The following is a 24,941-nucleotide window of genomic DNA, read 5'->3' on the forward strand; positions in this document are numbered from 1 at the left end:
CCCCAGTGGGCGCGTTTCCTGCTCGGATCGTCGACGTGGCGGGCCCTACTGGTATCAGCCGGACGACCGGTCCGGCCCTTATTGCGCCGAACGGGGCATTTTCGGGGGCCGAAAGGCTCAGTCCGATGGTGGCGTTGGCACCCGGGCGCCCTCCTTCTTCCGGTGCAGAGCGGCTCCCGGAGGTACGTGGCCGCCGCCGCGCCGGTTCACCCCGAACGGCCCCGGCGTGGCGCCCGTCATGTCGGGGAACCCGACCGCGACCCCGTCCGTTGGGAGCCACGTGAGGCGGGCGTCCGCCGACCGCTGAACTTCCGTCCCGTGGTCCGTCCCCACCGGGCGGTAAGCTAGCTGGACGGGGCGGTCCCGCCGAGTGCGGTGACGCCACTGCTCGAGCTGTTAAGCAGTGTCGTGAGGCAGGGCTTGACGTAAACGCAGGGAGGGTCGAGGCCGCGTGACGGCCGTAGGTGCATGGACCGCAAGCGCGTTCTCCGCAACCCGCTGATCTGGATCGTGGCAGCGGTAGTTGTCTGGTTTGCCATCAGCACTCTGACCGATGACACGCGTGGGTACGCCACCGTGCAGACTTCGGATGCAATTAGCCAGGTGCAGAAGGGCAATGTCAAGTCGGCCACGCTCGAGGACAAGGAGCAGAAGCTCCTGCTCGACCTGAACACGCCGTTCCAGGGGCACAGCCAGATCGTCACGTCCTTCCCGGCCAACGGCTCGGAGGACGCGGTCTTCCGGATGCTCCAGGACCCGGCCAACAAGGTCGGCTCCTACGACGTGAAGGTCACCAGCGACTCGCCGCTGCTGCAGATGCTGATCATCCTGGTGCCCATCGGCCTGCTGCTGCTGGTGCTGATGTGGATGATGAACAACGTCCAGGGCGGCGGCAACCGGGTGCTGAACTTCGGCAAGTCCCGGGCCAAGCAGCTGTCCAAGGACATGCCCAAGACCACGTTCGGCGACGTCGCCGGCGCGGACGAGGCCGTCGAGGAGCTCCACGAGATCAAGGACTTCCTCCAGAACCCCGGCCGCTACCAGGCACTCGGCGCCAAGATCCCCAAGGGCGTGCTGCTCTACGGCCCGCCGGGCACCGGCAAGACCTTGCTGGCCAGGGCCGTCGCCGGCGAGGCCGGCGTGCCGTTCTACTCGATCTCCGGCTCGGACTTCGTCGAGATGTTCGTCGGCGTCGGCGCCTCCCGCGTGCGCGACCTGTTCGAGCAGGCCAAGCAGAACGCCCCGTGCATCATCTTCGTCGACGAGATCGACGCCGTCGGCCGGCACCGCGGCGCCGGCCTGGGCGGCGGCCACGACGAGCGCGAGCAGACCCTCAACCAGCTGCTGGTCGAGATGGACGGCTTCGACTCGCGCGGCGGCATCATCCTGATCGCGGCCACCAACCGGCCCGACATCCTGGACCCGGCGCTGCTGCGGCCCGGCCGGTTCGACCGGCAGATCCCCGTCGGCGCGCCCGACCTGCGCGGCCGCAAGGCCATCCTGCGGGTGCACGCCAAGGGCAAGCCGTTGGCCCAGGACGCCGACCTCGACGGCCTGGCCAAGCGCACCGTCGGCTTCTCCGGCGCCGACCTGGCCAACGTCATCAACGAGGCCGCCCTGCTCACCGCCCGGCACAACGGCACCATCATCACCGGCGCCGCGCTGGAGGAGTCGGTCGACCGCGTGATCGGCGGCCCGGCCCGCAAGAGCAAGATCATCTCCGAGAAGGAGAAGAAGATCACCGCGTACCACGAGGCCGGGCACGCCCTGGCCGCGTGGGCCATGCCGGACATCGACCCGGTCTACAAGGTCACCATCCTCGCCCGCGGCCGCACCGGCGGCCACACGCTGTCGGTGCCCGAGGAGGACAAGGACCTGATGACCAGGTCCGAGATGATCGCCCGGCTGGTGTTCGCGCTGGGCGGCCGCGCCGCCGAGGAGCTCGTCTTCCACGAGCCCACCACCGGCGCCTCCAACGACATCGAGCAGGCGACCAAGATCGCCCGCTCGATGGTCACGGACTACGGCATGAGCGCACGGCTGGGCGCCGTGAAGTACGGCCAGCACGAGGGCGAGCCGTTCCTGGGCCGGCAGATGTCGCACGCCCCGGACTACTCGCTCGAGGTCGCGCACGAGATCGACGAAGAGGTGCGCAAGCTCATCGAGGCCGCCCACGACGAGGCGTGGCAGGTGCTCAACACCTACCGCGACGTGCTCGACGACCTCGTCCTGGAGCTGGTGGACAAGGAGACGCTGCACCAGAAGGACCTGGAGCGGGTGTTCGCCCGGGTGCAGAAGCGGCCGCGGATCACCGAGTTCAACAACTTCGGCAACCGCACCCCGTCCGACAAGCCGCCGGTCAAGACGCCTGGCGAGCTGGCCAAGGAGCGCGGCGAGCCGTGGCCCCCGGTCACCGAGGAGGAGCCCGCGCCCACCCCGGTGGCGACCGTGCCCGGCGGCGGCGAGCTGCCCGGCACCAACGGCTCCGCCGCCTACCCGCCGGCCCGGCCGGCCGGCAACGCCGGCGGCCCGCCCAACTACGGCGCGCCGCCCGGATGGACGCCCGCGACGCAGCCCAACCCCAACGGCTCGTGGACGCCCAACTGGGATCAGAACCCGCCGTCGGGCAATCCGGGTGACACTGAGCGGGACAGCGGCCGTTGAGACGGTCCGCGACCCCGCGGAGGTGTGCATGACCAGCACTGTTGACCGAGGCGGCCCCACTTCCGGGGCCGCCTCGGCCGATCACGGCCCGTTCGACCGGGCCCGCGCCGAGGCCGCGGTCCGGGAGCTCCTGATCGCCTGCGGCGAGGACCCCGACCGCGAGGGCCTGCGCGACACGCCGGCCCGCGTCGCCCGCTCGTACCACGAGCTCTTCGCCGGCCTCTACACCGATCCGGAATCGGTGCTGGAAAAGACGTTCGACGAAAGCCACGAGGAATTGGTTCTCGTCACGGATATTCCCATGTACAGCACCTGTGAACATCATTTGGTGCCATTTCATGGCGTCGCCCATGTCGGTTATATTCCGAATTGCGACGGGCGGGTCACCGGGTTGTCGAAGCTGGCCCGGCTGGTCGACCTGTACGCGCGGCGGCCGCAGGTGCAGGAGCGGCTCACCTCGCAGATCGCGGACTCGCTGATGGCCAAGCTGGAGCCGCGCGGGGCGATCGTGGTGATCGAGGCGGAGCACCTGTGCATGGCGATGCGCGGGGTGCGCAAGCCGGGGGCGCGGACGACGACGTCGGCGGTGCGGGGGATCTTCAAGACATCGGCGACCTCGCGGGCCGAGGCGATCGAACTGATCAAGGGACGATAGGTGCACAGCCGGCTGCCGAATCCCGATCGCTGCGTGGTGATGGGAGTTGTGAACGTCACCGCCGACTCCTTTTCGGACGGCGGCAAATACCTGCGGGTGGACGACGCGGTGGAGCACGGCCTCCAGCTCTGGGCCGAGGGCGCGGACCTGGTGGACGTGGGCGGCGAGTCGACGCGGCCGGGGGCGGACCGGGTGGACGCGGAGGTGGAGATCGCGCGCGTGGTGCCGGTGATCGAGCGGCTGTCGGCGGCGGGCGTGCTGTGCAGCGTGGACACGACCCGCGCGGTGGTGGCGGACGCGTCGCTGGACGCGGGCGCGGCGGTGATCAACGACGTGTCGGGCGGCCTGGCCGACCCGCAGATGGCCAAGGTGGTCGCGGCGGCCGGGGCGCCGTGGATCCTGATGCACTGGCGCGGCCACAGCAAGAACATGAACGACCTGGCGACGTACAAGGACGTCGTGGCGGAGGTGCGCGACGAGCTGTCGGCACGGGTGGACGCGGCGCTGGCGGCGGGCATCGCGCCGGAGGCGCTGGTGCTGGACCCGGGCCTGGGCTTCGCCAAGCAGCGCGAGCACGACTGGGCCCTGCTGCACGGCCTGGATCAGCTGCTGGGTCTGGGCTTCCCGCTGCTGGTGGGGGCGTCCCGCAAACGTTTCCTCGGCGCGCTGCTGGCGGATGCCGACGGCAGCCCGAGACCGCCGGACGGCCGCGAGGTGGCGACGACGACGATTACGGCGCTGGCGGCCGCCGCGGGTGTGTGGGGCGTGCGGGTGCACGACGTCAGACGGTCGCTGGACGCGGCGCTGGTGGTGCGGGCCTGGCAGAGGGGAAGCGGGGAATGAGCGACCGGATCACGCTGACCGGGCTGCGGGTGCGCGGCTATCACGGGGTGTTCGACCACGAGAAGCGCGACGGCCAGGACTTCCTGGTGGACGTGTCGGCGTGGCTGGACCTGACGGCCGCGGCGGCGAGCGACGACCTGCGGCAGACGCTGCACTACGGCGAGCTGGCCGAGCGGGTGGCGGCGATCGTCAGCGGCGAGTCGCGGGACCTGATCGAGACGGTCGCGGGGGACATCGCCGACGAGGTGCTGACCGACGAGCGGGTGCGCGAGGTCGAGGTGACGGTGCACAAGCCGTCGGCGCCGATCCCACTGTCCTTCGAGGACGTGGCGGTCACGGTGCACCGGGCGCGGCCGTGACGAGGGCGGTGTTGTCGCTGGGGTCGAACCTGGGCGACCGGTTCGGTTTCCTCCAGGGTGCGGTGACGGGCCTGAAGGAGTACCTGCGCGCGGTGTCGCCGGTGTACGAGACGGCCGCGTGGGGCGTCGAGGACCAACCGGACTTCCTGAACGCGATCGTGGTGGTGGACGCGGACGACGTCGACGAGTGGGGCTGGCTGCGGTTGGGGCAGCGGCTGGAGAACGAGGCCGGACGAGTCCGAACGAAACACTGGGGCCCGCGCACGCTTGATGTCGATGTGGTCACTGTGGACGGTGTGACGTCTGAGCATCCTGAGTTGTCGCTGCCACATCCGGGAACTCCGGAGCGTGCCACCGTGCTGATTCCGTGGCTGGACGTGGAGCCGGACGCGGTGCTGCCGGGACATGGTCCGATCGCTGCGGTGATGTCCGGTTTGAGCGCCGAGGGTGTACGCCGCCGCGACGATCTCCGCCTGGAGTGGTGATGAAGTTCACGAAAATCCGGGATCTCGTCGGTGTTGCGCTGGTAGCCGGCCTGCTGACGGCGATTTTGCTGAAACTGGTCTACGCGGACCTTCCGACGCTGCCCCGACTGACCGGCGTGACCTTCGGCGTGCTGGCGATCGTCGAGGCGATCCTGGCGTGGCAGCTGCGCAATCGCATCGCCCGCAAGGACGGCGCGCGGCCGGTGCAGCCGTTGACGGCGGCGCGGGCGGTCGCGTTGGCGAAGGCGTCGTCGCTGGTGGGCGCGCTCATGGTCGGCGTGTGGGTCGGGGTGCTGGTGACCGTTTTTCCGATCATGGCGTCGTCCGCGGCGGCGGGCGAGGATCGGACGACCGCACTCGTCGGACTGGTCGGTTCGGCGGCGCTGGTTGCCGCCGCCCTGTGGCTGGAACACAGCTGCAAAACGCCCGATCCTCCGCAGCAGGATGACAATGTCGGTCTCCGTTGAGGGGCCAATCGAGTCCGGGTAGGTCTCGTTCGGGTAACTGACCGGTACCGTAGAGCCCATGACCGGCCGCAGCGGCTTGACCGAAGGCGAGCGCGGTGACAGTCGTGGATACGGTCGGCTACTCCTGGTAGCGGTTCTCGTCCTGGCCATCGCCGCGACCGCCGTGCTCGTCCTGAGCAACGACGCGAGGTTCTTGCGCCTCGGCGTCCTCGCAGCGCTGTGGGCCGCCCTGGTGGGGGCGTTCCTCGCGGTCAAGTACCGCAGAGAGGCCGCCGCGAGCGAGGACGAGGTCGCCGACCTCCAGGCCGTCTACGAGCTGGAGCTGGAGCGCGAGGTCGCGGCCCGGCGCGAGTACGAGTTGGAGATCGAGGCCGAGACGCGCCGCCGCGTGGAGGAGGAGTCCCGGGAGGACCTGGACGCCCTGCGCGGCGAGCTGCGGGCGCTGCGGGAGAACCTGGAGGCGCTGCTCGGCGGCGAGGTGCTGGTGGAGCGGGTGGCGCTGCGCGCGGAGTCGACGCGCATGCGGTCGCTGTCCGACCAGTCGCGGCTGTTGGCCGTGGGCGAGGACCGCATCATCGCCAAGGAGGAACGCAAGCCGATCACCGTCGGCACCGTGCGCAAGGAGACGCCGGCGGACAAGTCGGTGCTTCAGACGGAGTTGATCGAGCGGATCGCGCACGAGCCGGTGCGGGCCAAGGAGCAGTCGCCGCGGCGGCCGGAACCGAGCCGTCCGGAGCCGTCGCGGCAGCCGCTGCGGTCAGCGCAGACCGACGCGTTGAGCCGGCCCGCTTCGCAGGGACGGCGGGAGCCGCAGCGTCCGGCGCAGCAGCCGGCCCCGACCCAGTTCGTGAGCCGCCCGGCCGCCGCGAAGTCCGCCGAGGCCCGGCCGGCCGAACGTCGTCCCGAGCCGCGCCAGCCGGAGCCGCGCCAGCCCGAACCGCGGTCGACGGGTATGCCCGGCGTGGTCGGCATGCGGGTGCGGCCGCCGGAGCCGTCCCAGCCGATGGCGCAGCCGCCGATGTCCCAGCCCATGTCGCAGCCGGCGCGGGCGGCGGAGCCTCGCCAGCCGCGCCGCCCCGAGCCGCGTCAGCCCGAGCAGCGGACCCAGCGGCCGGACCCGGCGACGACCACGATGGCGATGCGCCTCAACCCCGATGCCCCGCCGGCGTCCCGTCAGCCGGCCGCCGCCGAGACCTCCGGTCGCCGTCGTCGTCCCGACCCCGAGGCCACCGCCATGTCGCCGATGCCGACGCAGGCGGAGACGTCCGGTCGCCGTCGTCGTCCCGAGCCGCCAGCAGCGGCGCCGGCACCGGCTGCCGCCGCCCCGCCGGAGCCCGCCGTGGACGGTCCGGTGTGGGACCCCGAGCTGGGCGACTGGGTGCCGAACTCGCTGGAGCTGCCCATCCCGGTGCGGACCGCCCCGGCCGTCACGCCGGCGCCGGCCCCCAGCGCGCCGCCGGTTCCGCCGACGCCGCCGGTCGTCGACACGGGCGCGCATGCCGCCGGCAAGTCCGTCAGCGAGCTGCTGGCCGCGTTAGGCCAGGACGAGTCGCGCGGCCGTCGCCGCCGTCGGTCGGACTGAGCTACTTGTCGATGTCCCCGACGACCACGGCGAAGGAGCCGAGGACGGCGGGGAGATCCGCGACGCGGGTGCCGGGGAGCAGGGCCGACAGGGCCTGCACGTTATTGAACGACGGAGTGCGCAGCTTGAGCCGCCACGGGGTCTTCTCGCCGCGTGAAGCCAGGTGCACGCCGGAGATGCCGAGCGGGGCCTCGGTCCACACGTAGACGGAGCCCTCGGGGGCCTTGACGGCCTTGGGCAGCCGCAGGTTGACCGGCCCGGACGGCAGCTCGTCCAGGGTGGACGCGATCAGCCGCAGGGACAGCTCGATCTCGCCGACCACGCATTCGACGCGGGTCAGCGCGTCGCCGGCGGTGCCCAGCACGGGCTGGAAGTCCTGGTACGCAAGGTGTTCGCCGTCGCGGCGGAGATCGACGTCGACACCGCTGGCCCGACCGGTGGGCCCGGTGACGCCCAGCGCCAGGGCGGCCTCACGGGTGAGCACGCCGAGGCCGGTGTGCCGGGTGCGGAAGGCGTCGTCGTCGACGGTGGCGGCGCGAACGGGGGCCAGCAAGGAGGAAAGTTCCGTCAGCAGCGCCCGGACGTTCGAGGTCCAGCCGGCGGGCATGTCCTCGCGCAGGCCGCCGATCCGGTTGGCCATGAAGTGGATCCGCCCGCCGGAGGCCTGCTCCATCACGGCCTGCACGGCTTCCCGGCCTCGCAGCGCGGCGACTGTGCCGGGGGTTGGCGTGCCGGTGAGCGAGCGGGTCAGCGGCGCGAGGAAGACCAGGTGCGCCAGCATCCGGTTCAGCTCGCACAGGATCATTCGCAGCCGTACGGACCGCGGCGGCACGTCCATGCCGGTCATCCGCTCCACGGCCAGCGCGACGGTGAGCTCGTTGCAGAAGGCGGCCAGCCAGTCGTGCCGGTTGGCCAGGGTGAGCACCTGCCGGTAGTCCCGCACCTCGAATAGCTTCTCCGCGCCGCGGTGCAGGTGTCCGACGAGCGGCTCGGCCTGGGTGACGATGTCGTCGGCGACGGTGAGCCGCAGCCGGTACGCGCCGTGCGCCGACGGGTGCAGCGGCCCGAGGTCGATGACGTGGTCGACGCCCAGGTACCTGGCCCCGGCGCCGACGCCGACAGTGATCTGCACGGGCCTCATGCTCGCACGAGGCCGATGCCGGCCGAGCGGGGACAGAGCAGCCAGTGGAAGCCGCCGAGGCCGGCGGGGTCGCGCAGTTCGACGACCCGGCCGGCACGGGCGGAGGCCGCGAGCCAGCCCGTCGGATCCCGCAGGGCCATCTCGACGGGAGGCGCCGAAGCGGTGATTCCCAAGGCTGCCAACGCATCCCGCTGGGTCATCAGCTCGTACGGACCATCGACGGCCGCGGCGACGGCGTCGAAGGCGACGTGCGCGGTGATGTCGCAACTGCCGTCCGGCACCGGCGGCACCTGCCGGCCCGCCCGGTAACCGGTGAGGGTGCCGGCGAACGGACGAGACCCGGCGAAGTGGCCGTAGTCGACTGCCAATGCGGCCCCTGCTGCGACTCGCGCCACCAAGTCCGCCCACGCGGCGTCCCGCGTCGACCCGATCTCCGCCCGCCGGCCGTCAGCGGACAGCGGCCACCACCTCGACAGCCACCGCGAAGACACCGCAGCGCCAAGGGATTCCGTTCCATCGGCGGACACATGAACCTCGAAGATCCCGTTCCCGTGCATCTGCACGACGCGGCATGGCAGCGAGTCCAGCCACTCGTGGGCGATGACCAAGCCCGTCACCTGATCGGGCAGTTCCGACGACCACTCGACACCGGCCGGCAGTGCCGGCCGGACCAGCTCGACGGCCCGCACGCGCAGCCGTCCGCCGAACCGCGCGGCCAACGAATGGACCTGTGCGGCGAGCTCCCCGCCGCCGGCCCCGACGTCCACGAAATCCAGCGGATCCGGCCGGTCCAGGGCCAGATCGACGCGCTCCAGCAGCGCCACCACGGCCTCGGCCAGCTCCGGTCCGACCAACGGGGAGGTGCGGAAGTGGTCGGCGGGGCGGGCCCCGCCGGCGAAGAAGCCCGTTGGTCCATACAGCGCTGCCCGCCAGGCCCTGTGCCAGTCGGGGTGTTCCATCGGGTCAACCTTATGGCCCTATGGTTCACCCCCGTGACGACAGCAGCGCCACGGACCCGGACCGTGTTGGCCCCGGTGGTCGGACTGATCGCCCTCGGCCTGGCCGGACTCATCCTGCTGGGACTCGGCGTGGGCAAGGTGGGCCCGCTCGGCGTGGCCGTCGGCGCGGCCGCCGCGCTGCTGCCGGTCGGCCCGGTGGTCGCCGTCTTCCTGTGGATCGACCGCTGGGAGCCGGAGCCGGCGAAGCTGCTGTGGCTGGCGTTCCTGTGGGGCGCGTGCGGCGCGACCATCTGCGCGCTGCTGATCAACAGCACCGCGGAGGCGCTCGGCGACCTCGCCTTCGGGCACGGCGGCGGCAACACGATCGCGGCCACCATCTCGGCGCCGATCGCCGAGGAGGCGGCCAAGGGCGTTTTCCTGGTCGGGCTGCTCGTGTGGCGGCGGCAGGAGTTCGACGGCCTGGTCGACGGCATCGTCTACGCGGGATTCGTCGCCACCGGCTTCGCCTTCACCGAGAACATCGAGTACTTCGGCCGCGCCTTCGTGACCTACGGCTTCGGCGGCGCGACCGGGGGCGTGATCGCGGCGTTCGTGCTGCGCGGGGTGTTGGCGCCGTTCACGCATCCGCTGTTCACCGCCATGACCGGCATCGGAATCGGCATCGCCGCCCGCACCACCAGCAGCAAGGTCCGGGTGTTCGCGCCGATCGCCGGCTACGTGTGCGCGGTGCTGCTGCACTCGCTGTGGAACTCGTCGGCGACGCTGGGCGGCGCGGACACGTTCCTGGTCGTCTACTTCCTGGTGATACTGCCGATCCTGGGCGCGATGGCGGCGCTGGTGGTGTGGCAGCGCCGTCGCGAGCAGCGGGTGGTGGCGGCCCAGCTTCCCGGCCTGGCCGCGGCGGGGTGGATCGCGGACAGCGAGGTGTCGCTGCTGTCCAGTCTCGCCGGCCGGCGAGGCTGGCGGGCGGCGGTGCGCAAGCGCGCCGGCAGCAACGCGGCGCGCGCCGTGCACTCGTACCAGACGGCCGCGACGGAACTGGCGTTTCTGCGGGACGCGGTCGAGCACGGCACGGCCGGCCCGGACGCCGACGTGCGGCAGCGGCAGTTGTTGGGGACGATGCTGACCGCGCGGCGGGCGGCCATGAACGCGCCCGACGCGCTCAAGGCGACCCGGCATCACCTGGACCGACGCCAGCAGTGACACCCGGTCTCGGCGGCGCCGGGCGCACCCGTGAAACTAGTCACGGCCGCCGGGCTGAATCGAAGAGTCCGGTTAGCCTCGTCCGGTCCGGTACCCGGCGTCTGATCGGGCCTGGAACAGCGATAAGGGAGCTCCTGCCATCATGACTCGCCCCGCCCGGCTCGCCGTGGGCGTGGTGTCCGCCGGCAGGGTCGGCTCGGTGCTCGGCGCCGCGCTGGCCAGGGCGGGCCACGTCGTCGTCGCCGCCTCCGGCGTGTCCAAGGCGTCCGTGCACCGCGCCGAGGAGCTCCTGCCGGACGTGCCGCTGCTGCCGCCGGACGAGGTCGCCGCGCGGGCGGATCTGGTGCTGCTGGCCGTGCCCGACGATGCCCTCGGCGGCCTGGTGCGCGGCCTGGTGGCGACGGAGTCGCTGCGGCCGGGGCAGATCGTGGTCCACACCTCCGGGGCGCACGGCGTCGAGGTGCTGCGGCCCGCCGCCGAGGTCGGCGTGCTGCCGCTGGCGCTGCACCCCGCGATGACGTTCACCGGTCGCGCCGAGGACCTGCACCGCGTGGTGGCCTGCTGCATCGCGGTCACCGCCGGCGCCGACGACCATGCCGCGTGGAACGTCGGCGAGGCGCTGGTGGTGGAGATGGGCGGCGAGCCGGTGCGGGTGCCGGAAACGGTCCGCCCGCTGTACCACGCGGCCCTCACCCACGGCGCGAACCACCTGGCCACGTTGGTCACCGAGTGCGTGGACCTGCTGCGCAACGCCGGCATCGAGCCGGCGGAGCGGGTGATCAGCCCGCTGCTGTCGGCGGCGCTGGACAACGCGCTGCGGCACGGCGACCGTGCGCTGACCGGGCCCGTCGCCCGCGGCGACATCGGGACCGTACGCAAGCACCTGGCCGTGCTGCGGGACGCTTCGCCGGACACCGTGCCGGGCTACGTGGCGCTGGCCCGCCGCACCGCGCGCCGGGCCGCCGAGGTCGGCGTGCTGCGCGCGGACGCCGTGCCCGAGATCCTGTCCGTGCTCGACGAGGAGACCGAGAGATGAATCTGACCCGGACCGACTACGCGCCCGGGCAGCTGACCGCGCACACCAGCCCGGACAAGCTGGGCCGGATCACCCGGGCGCTGCGCGTCGCCGGCCGCAAGGTGGTGCTGGTGCCGACCATGGGCGCGCTGCACGAGGGCCACCTGGAGCTGGTGCGCCGGGCCAAGCGGCTGGCCGGCACCGTGGTGGTGGTGTCGATCTTCGTGAACCCGCTCCAGTTCGGCGCGAACGAGGACATCGACCGGTACCCGCGGCCGCTGGAGGCCGACCTGGACAAGCTCCGGGCCGAGGGCGTGGAGCTGGTGTTCACGCCCGGCGTCGAGGACATCTACCCGGAGCCGCCGCAGATCACCGTGCAGCCCGGCCCGCTCGGCGACGAGCTGGAGGGCGCGGTGCGCAAGGGCCACTTCGCCGGCGTGCTGACCGTCGTGGCCAAGCTGTTCAACATCGTCCGGCCGGATATGGCGTTCTTCGGGGAGAAGGACTACCAGCAGCTCCAGCTGATCCGCCGGATGGTCCGCGAGCTGCAGTTCGACGTGCAGGTCGTGGGCGTGCCGACGATCAGGGAGGCCGACGGCCTGGCCCTGTCCTCGCGCAACGTCTACCTGTCCCCGGAGCAGCGGGAGGCCGCGGTGGCGCTGTCCGCCGCGCTGGCCGCCGGCCGGCACGCCGCCTTCGACGGCGCCGAGGCCGCGCTCAAGGCCGCCGGCGACGTGCTGGCGTCCCAGGACGGAGTGGACGTGTTCTACCTGGAGCTGCGCGCCCCCGACCTCGGCCCCGCGCCGGCGACGGGCGACGCGCGGCTGCTGGTCGCCGCCAAGGTCGGGAACACCCGGCTGATCGACAACGCCCCGGTGCAGCTCGGCGCCGTGGTCGCGAACCAGTAGAGGGGGCGGGCACATGTTCCGCACGATGCTGAAGTCCAAGATCCACAGAGCCACGGTCACCCAGGCCGACCTGAACTACGTCGGCTCGGTCACCATCGACGAGGACCTGATGCAGGCCGCCGACCTGCTGCCCGGCGAGCAGGTGGCGATCGTCGACGTGACCAACGGCGCGCGGCTGGAGACCTACGTGATCCCCGGCGAGCGGGGCAGCGGCGTCATCGGCATCAACGGCGCCGCCGCGCACCTGGTGCACCCGGGGGACCTGGTCATCCTCATCTCGTACGGGGTGATGGACGAGATCGAGTCCATCGCCTACCGGCCGAAGGTCCTGTTCGTCGACGCCGACAACAAGATCCTGGACCGGGGCGACGACCCGGCGCACGCGCCGGTCGACTCGGGCCTGGCCTCCGGCGCGGAGCTGCGCGGCGAGACCTCCGACGCGGCGCGGCTGGACGCGCTGCTCCAGGCGGAGGCGTAGACACCCGTGCTGCTGTGCGTCGACATCGGCAACACCAACATCTCGCTGGGCCTGTACCGGGGCGAGGAGCTGGTGCACGACTGGCGGATGCGGACCGACGCACGGATGACGGCCGACGAGCTGGCGCTGGGCATGCGAGGCATGCTCGGCCCGCTCGCCGACAAGGTGACCGGGGTGTCGGCGTTGTCCACCGTGCCGGCCGTGCTGCGTGAACTGCGAGTGATGCTCGGCCGCTACTACGGCGACGTGCCGCGCATCGTCGTGCAGCAGGGCGTGCGCACCGGAGTGCCGCTGCTGGTCGACAACCCGCGTGAGGTGGGCGGCGACCGGCTGGTCAACACCATGGCCGCGCACCACCTGTTCGGCACCGCCTGCGTGGTGGTGGACTTCGGCACGTCGACCAACATCGACGTGTCCACGGCCAAGGGCGAGTTCATCGGCGGGGCCTTCGCGCCCGGCATCGAGATCTCCGTGGACGCGCTCGCCGCCCGGGCCGCCCAGCTGCGCAAGGTCGAGCTGGTGCGGCCGCGGTCGGTGATCGGCAAGAACACCGTGGAGTGTCTCCAGTCGGGCATCCTCTACGGCTTCACCGGCCAGGTCGACGGCCTGGTCCGGCGGATCACCGCCGAGCTGGCGGCGTCCGGCGCCGGGCCGGTCACGGTGATCGGCACCGGCGGCCTGGCCCCGCTCGTTGTGGGGGAGTCGGAGACGATCGAGCATCACGTTCCGGAACTCACCCTGCTGGGCCTGCGCCTGGTCTACGAGCGCAACGTCTCCCAGCCGTCTTTTTAAGGCACCTCGACCTGGCCGACGAGATCGCCGGCAGCGCCGACCCGCTCACCCCCGAGCTCGTGCGCGACGCCCGCACCCAGGCCCATGCGCTGAAGGCGCTGGTCAACGACCTGATCGACCTCGCCCGCTACACGAGCGTCGAGTCCCACACCGAGGACACCCGGCTCGACCTGCTCACCCAGCAGGTCGTCGACCGCACGATGGCGCTGGCCACCGTCACGACCCGAGGCATCGGCTTCCGGCTCGACCTCGAACCGTGCCTGGCCCGGGTGGATCCCGACGCCATGCACCGGGCCGTCGCCAACCTCCTCGACAACGCCGTCAAGTGGGGCCCCGCCGGCGGCGCGATCCTCGTTGAGCTGCGCCGCACCGCCGGCGGCCACGTCGAACTCGGCGTCCAGGACCACGGGCCGGGTATCCCGCCCGAGGATCTGTCACGCGTCTTCGACCGCTTCTACCGGTCGCCGGCCGCGCGGGCCATGCCCGGCTCCGGCCTGGGGCTGGCGATAGTCCGTCAGATTGCCGAACAACACGGCGGCACGGTCAGCGCCGTCCCCAGCTCGACCGGCGCTCACATCCTGATGCGCCTGCCCCTGAGCCCGAGCGACCTTCAGGAGCGGATGGTCCGGAGCACCTCGACCCGCAGCGGGTAGTCGAACTCGCCCTCGGCGGTCTCCGGCCTCGACTTCAGGAACGCCAGCATCCGGTCCAGGGTCTCCGTCCGCAGCGGCTCGTCCATGGTCAGGAACAGCGAATGTGTCTCGGCCGTCGCCACCAGCGACTCCGCCGTCCGCCGCTGGCTGTGTTTGAACTCGGCCCGTGCCAGCGGCCCGAACGGCCCCAGCTCCACCGGCAGGTCGATGCCCTTCTTGTTCGGCACGTTGTCGGTTTCGATCTTGGTCGCGGTGTGCAGCCGGTCCAGGTTCCTGACCCAGTCCACGCTCACGTCGTCGTCGTTCCAGACGCCGGCCAGCACGCCGCCGGGCCGCAGCACGCGGCCGAGTTCCGGCATCGAACGCGTGTGGTCGAACCAGTGCATGGCCTGCCCGGCCAGCACGGCGTCGACGGAGCCGTCCGGCAGCGGGATGTCCTCGGCGGTCCCGGCCAGCGCCTGGACCTCCGGCATCCGCGCCGACAGCTCGGCCCGCATCGCGTCGTCCGGCTCGACGGCCACCACCTCGACGCCCAGCGAGGCGATCACCGCCGTCAGCTTTCCGGTGCCGGCGGCCAGGTCCAGCACCCGCGGCGCGGCCGCGAGAACCGGCTCCAGCGCCCACCGCACCGCCGCCGCCGGGTAGTCCGGCCGGTGCTCCGCATAGTCCGCCGCCCGGCGGCCGAACGACGATGCCCTCTTTGCGATCATCTCGTCACTTGTCACGGCGCGAGTATCCCGATAGTGGTCACGGCCGGCGACTACGTAACCTTGTGAGCCGTGACCGAACAGACCCCTTCCCATTCCGCCACGGACGACGACCTTCCCGAGCAGCTCCGCATCCGCCGGGAGAAGCGTGCGCGGATGCTGGAACGGGGCGTGTCGCCCTATCCGGTCGAGCTGCCGCGCACCCACTCGCTGCTCGAGGTCCGTGAATCCCACACGGATCTCGCGCCCGACACCGCGACCGGCGACATCGTCGGCGTCACCGGCCGAGTGATGTTCATCCGGAACACCGGCAAGCTGTGCTTCGCCACGTTGCGTGAGGGCGACGGAACCGAACTCCAGGCGATGCTGAGCCTCGCACAGGTCGGCGAGGAGTCCCTTTCCGAGTGGAAGGCGACCGTCGACCTCGGCGATCACGTATTCGTGCACGGAGAGGTCATCACCTCGCGTCGCGGCGAACTCTCGGTGATGGCCGACGAGTGGCGGATGGCGGCCAAGTCGGTTCGCCCGCTGCCCGTCGCGCACAAGGAGCTGGCCGAGGAAACGCGCATTCGGCAGCGTTACGTCGACCTGATCCTGCGGCCGCAGGCCATGGAGACGGTGCGCACCCGCGCCGGCGTTGTGCGTTCCCTGCGCGATTCGTTCCACGCCCGGGGTTTCCTCGAAGTCGAGACGCCGATGCTGCAAACGTTGCAGGGCGGCGCGTCCGCGCGCCCGTTCGTCACGCACTCGAACGCGCTCGGGATTGACCTGTTCCTGCGGATCGCGCCGGAACTGTACCTGAAGCGCTGTGTGGTCGGCGGTATCGAGAAGGTCTTCGAGATCAACAGGAACTTCCGGAACGAGGGATCCGACTCCTCGCACTCGCCGGAGTTCGCGATGCTCGAGTTCTACCAGGCTTATGGCACTTACGACTCGATGGCCGTGCTGACCAGGCAGCTGATCCAGGAGGCCGCGCAGGCCGTGCACGGCACCCAGGTCGTGACCCTGGCCGACGGCAGCGAGTACGACCTGTCCGGCGAGTGGACCGCGCTGACCATGTACGGGTCGCTGTCCGAGGCGCTGGACTCGGAGATCACCCCGGAGACCCCGGCCGAGCTGCTGCGCAAGCACGCCGACGAGCGCGGCCTGGAGACCGATCCCAAGCTCGGCCACGGAAAGCTCGTGGAGGAACTGTGGGAGCATCTGATCGGCAACCACCTGCACGCGCCGACATTCGTGCGCGATTTCCCGGTGGAGACCTCGCCGCTGACCCGCGAGCACCGCGATACGCCGGGACTGGCCGAGAAGTGGGACCTCTACGTCCGCGGATTCGAGCTGGCCACCGGTTACTCCGAGTTGGTCGATCCGGTGGTGGAGCGCCAGCGGTTGACCGACCAGGCGCGGCTGGCCGCGGCCGGCGACGACGAGGCGATGCCGGTCGATGAGGACTTTCTGCGTTCGCTGGAGTACGGAATGCCACCGAGCGGTGGTGTCGGAATGGGCATCGATCGGCTGCTGATGGCGCTCACCGGTCTCGGTATCCGGGAGACGATCCTGTTCCCACTCGTGCGACCCGAATGAGGTGATTCGGCGGCTGCCATTGACGGAACGCGATAGATATGCGCTAATCTGTTCCCAAGACAGATTTTCCGGGCAGCCGCCGATGGACCCTTTCCGCGGCGCACGTTGCGTAGGAGGCCGCTCATGGCGCAGAAGGTCACTGTCGCCCTGATCGACGATCTGGACGGGTCCGAGGCGAGTGAGACTCTCGAGTTCGCACTCGACGGCGTGTCCTACCAGATCGATCTTTCGGCAAAGAATGCCGGCAAGTTGCGCGACGGATTGGCGTCATTCGTCGCGTCGGCCCGCCGCTCCGGCGGCCGCAAGCGCGGCCCCGGCCGCGTCGCGAGCGGCCCGAGCAAGGCCCGTCCGGCGGCCGCGGACCGCGAGCAGAACCAGGCGATCCGGGAATGGGCCCGCAAGCAGGGCATGAAGGTGTCCGACCGGGGTCGCATCCCGGCCGAGGTGCTCGACGCCTACCACCAGCAGGCCTGACCGATGGTCCGCCCGAAGGGGCCGCCCGCCGGGGCGGCCCCTTCGCCGTTCTTGATGCAGGGAAGGACGCCTTACCCTCGTTCACCGCAGGGAAGGCGTCCTTCCCCGCATGCGTCAGACCCTCCATTGGGTTCGGTTAGGCTAACCGAAGTCGGAGAGGAGGGCTGGTGGGCGCACTCGCGCGGCGACGCCGTCGCCGCATCGTCGGCCTCCTCGTGCTGCTGGGTCTGGCCGCGCTGGCCTGCCTCGCCAGCATCGCCATCGGCTCCAAGCCCATCGCGCTGGACGCGGTCTGGCACGGACTGACCGCACCCACCGACACCGAGAACGACATCATCGTCCGATCCCTGCGTATTCCGCGGACGGAACTCGCGCTGCTGGCCGGGGCCGCGCTCGGCGTCGCCGGCGCGCTGATCCAGGGCCACACCCGCAACCCGCTGGCCGACCCCGGCCTGCTCGGCGTCACCAGCGGCGCCGCGTTCGCGGTGGTCGTCGGCATCTTCGCGTTCGGCCTGACCAGCCTGTACGGCTACGTCTGGCTGGCCTTCCTCGGCGCGGTGCTGACCACCGGCCTGGTGTTCCTGCTCGGCGCGGCCGGCCGCGGCGGGCCGACGCCGCTGACCCTGGCGCTGGCCGGGGCGGCGGTCAGCGCGCTGATGGTCGGCCTGATCTCGGCGATGGCCGTGATCGACCAGCAGAGCCTGGAGGCGTTCCGGTTCTGGCGGGTCGGCGCGGTCGCCGGCCGCGATCCCGTGATCATCGGGCAGGTGCTGCCGTTCCTGGCGGTGGGCCTGGTGCTGGCGCTGGCCAACGCGCCCGGGCTGAACGCGCTGTCGCTGGGGGAGGACGTGGCCCGCTCCATCGGCCAGCACGTGCTGCGGACGCGGGTGCTCGGCCTGGTCGCGATCACCCTGCTCACCGGCGGCGCGGTCGCGGCGTGCGGGCCGATCGGCTTCGTCGGGCTGGTGGTGCCGCACGTCGCCCGGTACGTCACGGGCCCCGACCACCGCTGGCTGCTGCCGTACGCGGGGCTGATCGGCGCGGTGTTGCTGCTGGTCGCGGACATCATCGGCCGGGTGATCGCCTGGCCGGGTGAACTCCAGGTGGGCATCGTGCTGGCGTTGATCGGCGCGCCGGTGTTCGTCGCCATCGTCCGGCGGAAGCGGCTGGTGCGGCTGTGACGGCGCTGCACGGGGTGCGGATCGGCCCGGTCGGCCTGCGGTTCCGGCTGCGGCCGCTGGTGGTGCCGCTGGTCGCGCTGGCGTTGACGGTCTTCGCGGTGGCGCTGAGCATCCGGCTCGGCGACTTCCCGATGTCCGTCGGCGACGTGCTGCGGGTGCTGGCCGGTGCGGGCGACGCGACCGAGCAGTACATCGTCTTCGACCTGCGGCTGCCGCGGACGCTGACCGGCTTGCTGATCGGGGCCGCGTTCGGTGTCGCCGGCGCGATCACGCAGGCGATCTCCCGGAACCCGTTGGCCAGCCCCGACATCCTCGGCGTCACCCCGGGCGCCTCCGCCGGCGCGGTCGGCGTGATCGTGCTGGCAAGCGGCTTCGGTGGGGTGGCCAGCGTGGCCGGGGCGATCGGCCTGCCGGTGGCGGCGCTGATCGGCGGCCTGGTGTCGGCCGCGCTGGTCTACGTCCTGGCCTGGCGGCGGGGCGTGGACGGGTACCGACTCGTGCTGGTCGGCATCGGCGTGCAGGCGTTCATGCTCAACCTCACGTACTGGCTGCTGACCATCGGCGACGTCAGCCAGGCCGGGCAGGCGCTGGTGTGGATCACCGGCAGCCTGGACGCCCGCAGCTGGGCCGACCTCGTGCCGGTGGCCGTCGCGCTCGCCGTGTTCCTGCCGTTGGCGTTGGTCGGGGCGCATGTGCTCGGCGCGCTCCAGTTCGACGACGACACCGTCCGCAACCTGGGCGCCCGCGTCGAGCTGAGCCGGTTCGCGCTGATCCTCATCGCCGTAATGCTCGCGGCGATCGCCACGGCCGCCGCCGGCCCGGTGTTCTTCGTCGCGCTGGCCACGCCGCAGATCGCCCAGCGGCTCGCCGGCACCGCCCGGCCGCCGCTGGTGGCGTCGGCGGTCATCGGCGCGCTGCTGGTCAGCGTCTCGGATCTGGTGGCGCGGACGGCGTTCCCCATCGAGCTGCCGGTCGGCGTCGTCACGGCCGTGCTCGGCGCGCCCTACCTGATGTTCCTGATCATTCGTAAGCGCCGGGAGGTGCGGGCGTGACGCCACGACTGCGGGCCGAAGAGCTCCGCCTGGGCTACGGCGACTCGCTGGTCGTCGACGGCCTCGACCTGGACGTCGTCGGCGGCACCATCACCGCCGTGATCGGGCCCAACGGCTGCGGCAAGTCCACCCTGCTGCGGGCCATGGGCCGCCTGCTCGCGCCGCGCGGCGGGCAGGTGCTGCTGGACGGCAAACGTATCGACAAGATGCCGACCCGTGAGGTCGCCAGGCTGCTGGGCGTGCTGCCGCAGTCGCCGCAGGCCCCCGAGGGGTTGACCGTCGCCGACCTAGTCGCCCGCGGCCGGCACCCGCACCAGGCCTGGTACCGGCAGTGGTCGTCCGACGACCACGCCGCCATCGACGAGGCGCTGGCCATGACCGGCATGACCGACCTCGCCGACCGCACCCTGGACGAGCTGTCCGGCGGCCAGCGGCAGCGGGCATGGATCTCCATGGCGCTGGCCCAGGGCACCGAGCTGTTGCTGCTCGACGAGCCGACCACGTACCTGGACCTGGCCCACCAGGTCGACGTGCTGGATCTCGTGCAGCGGCTGCACGGCGAGCTGGGGCGGACCGTGGTGATGGTGTTGCACGACCTCAACCTCGCCGCCCGCTACGCCGACCGGCTCGTGGCGCTGCGGGCCGGCAAGATGGTCGCGCAGGGCCGGCCGCACGAGGTGCTGACCGAGGACCTGCTGCGGGAGGTCTTCGACCTGGAGGCCAAGGTCATCGACGACCCCGTCGCCGGCACCCCGCTGGTCGTGCCGGTCGGCACCCGGCACCGCACCTAAAAACGCCACATGCGCTTCCTGCGTGGCGTCTGGTGCCAAGTAGGAAGCGCATGTGGCGTCAACGGGTGGCTCGTCGACTCCCCCACGGATACCGACGAGCCGGCGGGTCAGGCTTCGACCAGCTCCGGCTCCGGAGCGGTCACCACCGCCGCGCGCGGCTTGCGCAGGCCGGAGATGGAGACGGTGGCGATCAGGCCCAGCAGGGCCACGCCGGTGACGACGGCCAGCGCCGGGTGGTAGCTGGCGATGACCTCCGCGGTGGTGTGCGGGGTGACGGCGTTGAGCACCGCGGTCACCACCGCCAGCGCGATGGCCCCGCCGACCTGGAAGGACGTCTGGACCAGGCCGGCCGCCAGGCCCTGCTCGTCGTCGGCGACGCCGGTGGTGGCCTGCATGTTCAGCGCCGGGAAGGACAGCGCGAAGCCGATGCCCAGCAGGATCATGCTCGGCAGGATGGCCAGCGCGTAGTTCGGGTTGGCGTCGATCTGGAGGAACAGCCCGTACGCGACGACGAACGAGGCCAGGCCCAGCGCGATCACGCGGCCGGAGCCGAAGCGGTTGACCAGGGCGCCGGTGCGCGGGCCGCCGAAGGCGACGATCAGGCCGGCCGGCAGGAACGCCAGCGCCATGCTCAGCGGCGACCAGTGCAGCAGCGACTGCATGTAGATGGTGCCGATGAACTGGAAGCCGGCGTACGAGCCGAAGACGGCCATCGCGGTGAGGTCGGCGGCGAGCACGTTCTTGTTGCGCAGGATGCCCAGCCGCAGCAGCGGGTGCGCGACCCGCCGCTCGATCAGCACGAAGGCGGCGGCCAGCGCGATGACCACGGCGAACGAGCCGAGCGTGAGCGGCGAGGCCCAGCCGACCGCGGACGCGGACACCACGGTGTAGACGAGCAGCAGCAGCGCGAGCGTGCTGGTCACGGCGCCGGCGACGTCGTAGCCCTGGCGCGGGCCGTCGGGCCGGCCGTGGTTCGGGATGAGCCGGATGCCGAGCAGCAGCACGAGGATCGCGATCGGGGCCGGCATCAGGAAGGTCCAGCGCCAGCCGACCTCGGTCATCAGGCCGCCGAGGATCAGGCCGGAGGAGAAGCCGCTGGCCCCGAAGGCCGTGTAGATGGACAGCGCCCGGTTGCGGGACGGGCCCTCCGGGAACGTGGTGGTGATGATCGACAGGCCGGCGGGCGCGGTGAACGCGGCGGCCATGCCCTTCACGAAGCGGGCGGCGATCAGCAGCGTCGGGTCGTCGACCAGGCCGCCGAGCAGCGACGCGGCCGCGAACACGCCGAGCGCGACGAGCAGGACCTGGCGGCGGCCGAGCAGGTCGGCGGTGCGGCCGCCGAGCAGCAGGAAGCCGCCGTAGCCGAGCACGTAGCCGCTGATCACCCATTGCAGGGACGAGGTGGACATGTGCAGCTCGGAACCGATCGAGGGCAGCGCGACGCCGACCATGGAGACGTCGAGGCCGTCCAGGAACAGCACGCCGCACAGCAGCATCAATGCCGCCCACAGGCTCGCGGGCCAGCGCGTGCCGGGCTGGGCGGACAGGACGGGTGTTGCCGTTGTGGTCACGAGGACGAAGACTACATGCAGATGCATCTAATGCAAGCGGATTTAATGCAGTGGAATTTTATGACGGTGGGGACTATGATGCGGGGCGTGACCGAGAACGAGCTCGTCGACACCTGGCGCGACCTGCTGGGGCGCTACCACTCGACGTGGTGCGCGCTGGACCGCGAGCTGCGCGAGAGTCACGGCCTCGGCGCCAGCGAGTTCGAGGTGCTCGACCAGCTCACCGAGAGCTGCTGCGACAAGCAGGCCCTGCGCATGCAGGAGCTCGGCAAGAAGGTGCAACTCAGCCAGAGCGCCCTCTCGCGGGTGGTCGCCCGGCTGGAGGCCGAGGGTCTGGTCTTCCGGGCGCTGTGCGCCGACGACCGGCGCGGCATCTACGTCGAGCTGACCGACGCCGGCCGCGAGCGGCACGCCGCCGCCGCGCCGACTCATCGCACGGTGCTGGCCGCCAACCTGGCCTAGTGCCCGAAATATCACCCTTTCGGTGACCCCACTCACAGTGAATGTCAGCTGATGGTGGCTTGTTCGCGCTGAGCGGACAGTGGGAATCTCCCTGTCAGAACCCACGTTGTGCCAGACGTCAGGGCGCTCGCGGGGTCTGCGGCTGCGAGCGGCACTGAGAGCGACGGGTCCGCCTACTACAGTGGACCCCAGGTGCTGACCCCACCGGCGAGGACATGGGTGGGTGGAGGACCGCCGACGCAGCTGTCAGGGAGTGCATATGTTCGAGAGGTTCACCGACCGCGCGAGGCGGGTGGTCGTCCTGGCTCAAGAAGAGGCCAGGATGCTCAACCACAACTACATCGGCACCGAGCACATCCTCCTGGGTCTGATCCACGAGGGTGAGGGTGTCGCCGCCAAGGCGCTGGAGTCGCTGGGCATCGCCCTCGAGGGCGTTCGCCAGCAGGTGGAAGAGATCATCGGTCAGGGTCAGCAGGCGCCGAGCGGGCACATCCCGTTCACGCCCCGGGCCAAGAAGGTGCTGGAGCTGTCGCTGCGCGAGGCGCTGCAGCTCGGCCACAACTACATCGGCACCGAGCACATCCTGCTCGGGCTGATCCGCGAGGGCGAGGGCGTGGCCGCCCAGGTCCTGGTCAAGCTGGGCGCGGACCTCAACCGCGTCCGCCAGCAGGTGCTTCAGCTGCTGTCCGGCTACCAGGGCAAGGAGCCGGCCGAGGCCGGCGGCCGCGGCGAGGGCACCCCGTCCTCCTCGCTGGTGCTGGACCAGTTCGGCCGCAACCTCACGGCACTGGCCCGCGAGGGCAAGGTCGACCCGGTCATCGGCCGGGCCAAGGAGATCGAGCGGGTCATGCAGGTGCTGTCCCGCCGCACCAAGAACAACCCGGTGCTGATCGGCGAGCCGGGCGTCGGCAAGACCGCCGTCGTCGAGGGCCTGGCCCAGATGATCGTCAAGGGCGAGGTGCCCGAGACGCTCAAGGACAAGCAGCTCTACACGCTGGACCTGGGCTCGCTGGTCGCCGGCTCGCGCTACCGCGGTGACTTCGAGGAGCGCCTGAAGAAGGTGCTCAAGGAGATCCGCACCCGCGGCGACATCATCCTGTTCATCGACGAGATCCACACCCTGGTCGGCGCGGGCGCCGCCGAGGGCGCGATCGACGCCGCCAGCATCCTCAAGCCGATGCTGGCCCGTGGCGAGCTCCAGACCATCGGCGCCACCACGCTCGACGAGTACCGCAAGTACGTCGAGAAGGACCCGGCCCTGGAGCGCCGCTTCCAGCCGATCCAGGTCGGCGAGCCGACGCTCGAGCAGACCATCGAGATCCTCAAGGGCCTGCGCGACCGGTACGAGGCGCACCACCGCGTCTCCATCACCGACTCGGCGCTCGTGGCCGCGGCCACCCTGGCCGACCGGTACATCAACGACCGGTTCCTGCCGGACAAGGCGATCGACCTGATCGACGAGGCGGGCGCGCGGATGCGCATCCGCCGGATGACCGCGCCGCCGGACCTGCGCGAGTTCGACGAGAAGATCGCCGACGTGCGTCGGGACAAGGAGTCCGCGATCGACGCGCAGGACTTCGAGCGCGCGGCCAAGCTCCGTGACCAGGAGAAGCAGCTGCTCGCGCAGAAGGCCGAGCGCGAGAAGCAGTGGAAGGACGGCGACCTCGACGTCGTCGCCGAGGTCGACGACGAGCAGATCGCGGAGGTGCTGGCCAACTGGACCGGCATCCCCGTCTTCAAGCTCACCGAGGAGGAGACCACGCGTCTGCTCCGCATGGAGGACGAGGTCCACAAGCGGATCATCGGCCAGGAGGAGGCCGTCAAGGCCGTCTCCAAGGCGATCCGCCGCACCCGTGCCGGCCTGAAGGACCCCAAGCGCCCCTCCGGCTCGTTCATCTTCGCTGGCCCGTCCGGCGTCGGTAAGACCGAGCTGTCCAAGGCGCTGGCCAACTTCCTGTTCGGCGACGACGACGCGCTCATCCAGATCGACATGGGCGAGTTCCACGACCGGTACACCGCGTCCCGGCTCTTCGGCGCGCCCCCCGGCTACGTGGGCTACGAGGAGGGCGGCCAGCTCACCGAGAAGGTGCGCCGCAAGCCGTTCTCGGTGGTGCTCTTCGACGAGATCGAGAAGGCGCACCAGGAGGTGTACAACACGCTGCTCCAGGTCCTGGAGGACGGCCGCCTCACCGACGGCCAGGGACGCACGGTGGACTTCAAGAACACCGTGATCATCTTCACCTCCAACCTGGGCACGCAGGACATCTCCAAGGCCGTCGGCCTGGGCTTCTCCGGCGGTGGTGTCGAGGGCTCGAACTACGAGCGGATGAAGATCAAGGTCAACGACGAGCTGAAGAAGCATTTCCGCCCGGAGTTCCTCAACCGCATCGACGACATCATCGTGTTCCACCAGCTGACCCAGGAAGAGATCATCAAGATGGTCGACCTGATGGTCACGCGGGTCGAGGCCCAGCTGAAGAACAAGGACATGTCGCTCGAGCTGACGCCGCTGGCCAAGCAGCTGCTGGCCAAGCGCGGCTTCGACCCGGTGCTGGGCGCCCGGCCGCTGCGCCGGACCATCCAGCGCGAGATCGAGGACCAGCTGTCGGAGAAGATCCTGTTCGGGGAGCTCCAGCCCGGCCAGATCGTGCTCTGCGACGTCGAGGGCTGGAACGGCGAGGGCTCCGACGACAAGGCGCACTTCGTGTTCCGCGGCGAGTCCCGCCCGCTGCGGATCCCGGACGCCCCGCCGGTCGGCCTGGCCGCCCACGGTGGCGAGACCGCGCAGGAGTTCGACGGCGAGTGAGCTGACGTAGCAGCGCAGGAGGGCGGTTTCCCGGTTCGCCGGGGAACCGCCCTCTTTGTCGTTTTCCTGAGGGCTCGGCGTTTTTTGCTGCCACAAGACGGACCGACGGGTT

The 24,941-nt window shown here is 71.1% G+C and carries 24 protein-coding genes; 20 read left to right on the top strand and 4 right to left on the bottom strand.

Annotated features, from left to right (window positions below):
- The first annotated feature begins 468 nt into the window (after nt 1-468).
- Genes ftsH through BCF44_RS14435 form a run of 7 tightly spaced genes read left to right on the top strand, consistent with a single transcriptional unit; the run spans nt 469 to nt 7,055 of the window.
- Nucleotides 469-2,664, top strand: coding sequence for an ATP-dependent zinc metalloprotease FtsH (gene ftsH, locus BCF44_RS14405; RefSeq protein ID WP_116174728.1), 2,196 nt, complete (start codon nt 469-471; stop codon nt 2,662-2,664).
- 28 nt (nt 2,665-2,692) lie between these two features.
- On the top strand, nt 2,693-3,319 hold the full coding sequence (gene folE / locus BCF44_RS14410; protein WP_116174729.1) for a GTP cyclohydrolase I FolE: 627 nt from the start codon (nt 2,693-2,695) through the stop codon (nt 3,317-3,319).
- Nucleotides 3,320-3,358: 39 nt separating this feature from the next.
- Nucleotides 3,359-4,162, top strand: coding sequence for a dihydropteroate synthase (gene folP, locus BCF44_RS14415; protein ID WP_116174940.1), 804 nt, complete (start codon nt 3,359-3,361; stop codon nt 4,160-4,162).
- Nucleotides 4,159-4,521: a dihydroneopterin aldolase gene (folB, locus tag BCF44_RS14420; protein ID WP_116174730.1), complete on the top strand. Its 363-nt coding sequence runs from the start codon at nt 4,159-4,161 to the stop codon at nt 4,519-4,521. Before folP ends, folB begins: the two co-directional genes overlap by 4 nt.
- Nucleotides 4,518-5,006, top strand: coding sequence for a 2-amino-4-hydroxy-6-hydroxymethyldihydropteridine diphosphokinase (gene folK / locus BCF44_RS14425; protein ID WP_116174731.1), 489 nt, complete (start codon nt 4,518-4,520; stop codon nt 5,004-5,006). Before folB ends, folK begins: the two co-directional genes overlap by 4 nt.
- Nucleotides 5,006-5,473, top strand: a complete 468-nt coding sequence (locus BCF44_RS14430) for a DUF3180 domain-containing protein (protein ID WP_116174941.1) — start codon at nt 5,006-5,008, stop codon at nt 5,471-5,473. Before folK ends, BCF44_RS14430 begins: the two co-directional genes overlap by 1 nt.
- Before the next feature lie 58 nt (nt 5,474-5,531).
- On the top strand, nt 5,532-7,055 hold the full coding sequence (locus BCF44_RS14435) for a DUF6779 domain-containing protein (protein ID WP_116174732.1): 1,524 nt from the start codon (nt 5,532-5,534) through the stop codon (nt 7,053-7,055).
- A 1-nt stretch (nt 7,056) separates the two neighbouring features.
- On the opposite strand, the gene BCF44_RS14440 is transcribed toward BCF44_RS14435, so the two are convergent.
- Both BCF44_RS14440 and BCF44_RS14445 read right to left on the bottom strand, forming a co-directional pair.
- A complete protein-coding gene (locus BCF44_RS14440) occupies nt 7,057-8,187 on the bottom strand; it encodes an NADH-quinone oxidoreductase subunit D (RefSeq protein WP_211353020.1) in 1,131 nt (376 codons plus the stop codon).
- A gap of 5 nt (nt 8,188-8,192) precedes the next feature.
- Nucleotides 8,193-9,155, bottom strand: a complete 963-nt coding sequence (locus tag BCF44_RS14445) for an SAM-dependent methyltransferase (protein ID WP_116174734.1) — start codon at nt 9,153-9,155, stop codon at nt 8,193-8,195.
- Nucleotides 9,156-9,218: 63 nt separating this feature from the next.
- Here BCF44_RS14445 and BCF44_RS14450 point away from each other — a divergent pair, with 63 nt between their 5' ends.
- The 6 genes from BCF44_RS14450 to BCF44_RS14475 all read left to right on the top strand — a co-directional run bounded on the left by BCF44_RS14450 (nt 9,219) and on the right by BCF44_RS14475 (nt 14,204).
- Nucleotides 9,219-10,358 (top strand): PrsW family intramembrane metalloprotease, encoded by a 1,140-nt coding sequence (locus BCF44_RS14450; RefSeq protein ID WP_116174735.1) that lies wholly within the window; start codon nt 9,219-9,221, stop codon nt 10,356-10,358.
- A gap of 142 nt (nt 10,359-10,500) precedes the next feature.
- A complete protein-coding gene (locus BCF44_RS14455; RefSeq protein ID WP_116174736.1) occupies nt 10,501-11,394 on the top strand; it encodes a Rossmann-like and DUF2520 domain-containing protein in 894 nt (297 codons plus the stop codon).
- The gene (gene panC, locus BCF44_RS14460) at nt 11,391-12,281 is read left to right on the top strand and encodes a pantoate--beta-alanine ligase (protein WP_116174737.1); all 891 of its coding nucleotides are present in this window, start codon (nt 11,391-11,393) and stop codon (nt 12,279-12,281) included. The genes BCF44_RS14455 and panC overlap by 4 nt, the downstream gene beginning before the upstream one ends.
- Before the next feature lie 13 nt (nt 12,282-12,294).
- Nucleotides 12,295-12,759, top strand: coding sequence for an aspartate 1-decarboxylase (gene panD / locus BCF44_RS14465; protein ID WP_116174738.1), 465 nt, complete (start codon nt 12,295-12,297; stop codon nt 12,757-12,759).
- Between the two features lie 6 nt (nt 12,760-12,765).
- Nucleotides 12,766-13,551 (top strand): type III pantothenate kinase, encoded by a 786-nt coding sequence (locus tag BCF44_RS14470; RefSeq protein ID WP_116174739.1) that lies wholly within the window; start codon nt 12,766-12,768, stop codon nt 13,549-13,551.
- A gap of 59 nt (nt 13,552-13,610) precedes the next feature.
- Nucleotides 13,611-14,204 carry a sensor histidine kinase gene (locus BCF44_RS14475; protein ID WP_116174740.1) on the top strand — a complete coding sequence of 198 codons (594 nt, stop codon included), beginning with the start codon at nt 13,611-13,613 and terminating at the stop codon, nt 14,202-14,204.
- Here the strand turns inward: BCF44_RS14475 and BCF44_RS14480 are convergent.
- Nucleotides 14,162-14,929 carry a class I SAM-dependent methyltransferase gene (locus BCF44_RS14480; protein WP_246015036.1) on the bottom strand — a complete coding sequence of 256 codons (768 nt, stop codon included), beginning with the start codon at nt 14,927-14,929 and terminating at the stop codon, nt 14,162-14,164. The two genes, BCF44_RS14475 and BCF44_RS14480, sit on opposite strands and share 43 nt — an antisense overlap.
- A gap of 54 nt (nt 14,930-14,983) precedes the next feature.
- On the opposite strand from BCF44_RS14480, the gene lysS reads away from it, so the two are divergent.
- The 5 genes from lysS (at nt 14,984) to BCF44_RS14505 (ending at nt 19,990) form a co-directional block, all read left to right on the top strand.
- Nucleotides 14,984-16,492: a lysine--tRNA ligase gene (lysS, locus tag BCF44_RS14485; RefSeq protein WP_116174742.1), complete on the top strand. Its 1,509-nt coding sequence runs from the start codon at nt 14,984-14,986 to the stop codon at nt 16,490-16,492.
- A 123-nt stretch (nt 16,493-16,615) separates the two neighbouring features.
- Complete coding sequence (locus BCF44_RS14490; protein ID WP_116174743.1) at nt 16,616-16,966, top strand: histone-like nucleoid-structuring protein Lsr2; 351 nt, start codon at nt 16,616-16,618, stop codon at nt 16,964-16,966.
- 167 nt (nt 16,967-17,133) lie between these two features.
- Nucleotides 17,134-18,147 carry a FecCD family ABC transporter permease gene (locus BCF44_RS14495; RefSeq protein WP_246015038.1) on the top strand — a complete coding sequence of 338 codons (1,014 nt, stop codon included), beginning with the start codon at nt 17,134-17,136 and terminating at the stop codon, nt 18,145-18,147.
- Nucleotides 18,144-19,199 (top strand): FecCD family ABC transporter permease, encoded by a 1,056-nt coding sequence (locus BCF44_RS14500; protein WP_116174745.1) that lies wholly within the window; start codon nt 18,144-18,146, stop codon nt 19,197-19,199. The genes BCF44_RS14495 and BCF44_RS14500 overlap by 4 nt, the downstream gene beginning before the upstream one ends.
- The gene (locus BCF44_RS14505) at nt 19,196-19,990 is read left to right on the top strand and encodes an ABC transporter ATP-binding protein (RefSeq protein WP_116174746.1); all 795 of its coding nucleotides are present in this window, start codon (nt 19,196-19,198) and stop codon (nt 19,988-19,990) included. The genes BCF44_RS14500 and BCF44_RS14505 overlap by 4 nt, the downstream gene beginning before the upstream one ends.
- Nucleotides 19,991-20,097: 107 nt before the next feature.
- Here the strand turns inward: BCF44_RS14505 and BCF44_RS14510 are convergent, their stop codons facing one another.
- On the bottom strand, nt 20,098-21,486 hold the full coding sequence (locus tag BCF44_RS14510; protein WP_246015090.1) for an MFS transporter: 1,389 nt from the start codon (nt 21,484-21,486) through the stop codon (nt 20,098-20,100).
- 153 nt (nt 21,487-21,639) lie between these two features.
- Here BCF44_RS14510 and BCF44_RS14515 point away from each other — a divergent pair, with 153 nt between their 5' ends.
- Complete coding sequence (locus BCF44_RS14515; RefSeq protein WP_116174942.1) at nt 21,640-22,023, top strand: MarR family winged helix-turn-helix transcriptional regulator; 384 nt, start codon at nt 21,640-21,642, stop codon at nt 22,021-22,023.
- A gap of 259 nt (nt 22,024-22,282) precedes the next feature.
- Nucleotides 22,283-24,829 (top strand): ATP-dependent Clp protease ATP-binding subunit, encoded by a 2,547-nt coding sequence (locus BCF44_RS14520; protein ID WP_116174748.1) that lies wholly within the window; start codon nt 22,283-22,285, stop codon nt 24,827-24,829.
- The last annotated feature ends 112 nt before the right edge of the window (nt 24,830-24,941 follow it).

The organism is Kutzneria buriramensis (assembly GCF_003387475.1).
GTDB classification, from domain to species: domain Bacteria; phylum Actinomycetota; class Actinomycetes; order Mycobacteriales; family Pseudonocardiaceae; genus Kutzneria; species Kutzneria buriramensis.